Here is a 1,947-nt window from a genome sequence, read left to right as displayed (position 1 = left end):
TACAGGTACGACTGAAGCGAATGCTGTTGTAACAGTTAAGAATACTGCAGGAACCATAATCGGTACAGGTACTGCTGATGCCACAGGTAAATATTCAATTACCCTAGACAAAGCTTACTTAAATGGCGAAAGCTTAAATGCAACAGCGGCAGATAAAGCAGGTAATATCACAGTACCAAAAACAGTTAATGCTCCAGATACCACTGCACCTTCAAGCTTAACTGCAACGATTGATTCATCAGGTAAAGCGGTTACAGGTACGACTGAAGCAAATGCTGTTGTAACAGTTAAGAATGCTGCGGGAACCCTAATCGGTACAGCTACAGCTGATGCTACAGGTAAATACTCGATTACCCTAGATAAGGCTTATCTAAATGGTGAAACTTTAAGTGCAACGGCTGCGGACAAATCTGGTAATGCTACCGCACCAAAAACAGTTAATGCACCCGACACCACTGCACCTTCAAGTTTAACTACAACGATTGATTCATCAGGTAAAGTGGTTACAGGTGTAACTGAAGCCAATGCTGTTGTAACGATTAAAAATACTGCAGGAACCGTAGTTGGTACGGCTACCGCAGATGCCACAGGTAAATACTCGATTACCCTAGATAAAGCTTATTTAAATGGAGAAAGCTTAAGTGCTACAGCATCAGATCAATCTGGTAATGCTACCGCACCAAAAACAGTTAATGCACCCGACACCACGGCACCATCAAGTTTAACTGCAATTATAGATGCTGCAGGTAAAGTGGTTACAGGTACGACTGAAGTAGGTGCAAGAGTGACAGTAGAACAAATAACTGCTATTTATAAAGAAGTCACTGTTTTAGAAACCCAATCTGTTTTGAGTGAGACAGTACAGTCAAATTCTTTATCGAAAACATATTCTTTCGAAGTTACAGGCACAAATGCACATGTTTCTTTAAATTTGAGTTCTTCGACTAATTCACTTTCTGGTAGTTATAGTTCAACTCTTTCTAGTGCGAGTTTAAATACAAGTCTAAATGGTAGTATTTCCCAAGTTGGAGACGGCAATTACAGTATTGATTTAGCAAAAGGTTCGGTATTACCGCCTGGAACCTATACTTTGACAGTAAATTATTCTAGTTCAATGGTCCCCGTTATAAATGTAAATGTAACGCAAGAAGTGCCAAAAACTATTTTAGAAGTAGACCATTACGAAACAAAAGTTGTAGGCACAGCTAATGCAGATGAGGCAGGAAATTATTCTATTACTCTTGATAAAGCTTACTTAAATGGTGAAAGCTTAAGCGTAACGGCAGCAGATCAATCGGATAATAAAACTGAAGCGAAAGAGGTTATTGCACCAGATAGTACGCCACCAATTTTGCATCAACCAACTATTCAAGGTGGATGGGCTGAAGGGCAATCAGTACAAGGTACAACTGAAGCAAATACCACAATAATTGTTAAAAATACTGCAGGTGATGTAATCGGTTCGGCAATAGCTGATGCATCCGGGTATTACAATGTAATTTTGAATACAGTTTATGAAGATGGTGAATTATTAAAAGTAATTGCTGCGGATGCTAAAGGTAATGAAAGTTCAATTAATATAAATGCACCTGATACTACGGCACCTATATTGGCTAATTTGTTTAATTACGATGCTAGTACAGATAAAATTATTTTTAATGCGCCAAGTGATAGTTATGCTGTTGAGCAAAAAATTGATGGGGCTTGGGTTCACGTAAATATTGAGGAAAAATTCGATTGGTTAAATGTAGAATATAGGGTAACTGCTACAGATCAAGCTGGGAATAGTTCTCAACCACTAACCACTATAATTAATACTGTATCAGGAACTTACAAACCAACAGACCCTACATTTACTCAAATTATTAAAGGATCTACTGGAAATGATTATCTATATGGCGGGAACGGAGATGATACGTTAATTTCTAATACAGGTTCGGACTATCT

General features: G+C 38.2%; 1 protein-coding gene. It reads left to right on the top strand.

What is annotated here, in order from left to right:
- Positions 1 to 1,947 (top strand): Ig-like domain-containing protein (locus tag J655_RS24080; RefSeq protein WP_032053438.1); only part of this gene is annotated, 1,947 nt, incomplete at both ends.

The organism is Acinetobacter sp. 1294243, assembly GCF_000588015.1.
Lineage (GTDB): Bacteria > Pseudomonadota > Gammaproteobacteria > Pseudomonadales > Moraxellaceae > Acinetobacter > Acinetobacter pittii.
Note: the sequence above shows the minus strand (reverse complement) of the source record. Positions and strands in the feature narration are given on the sequence as shown.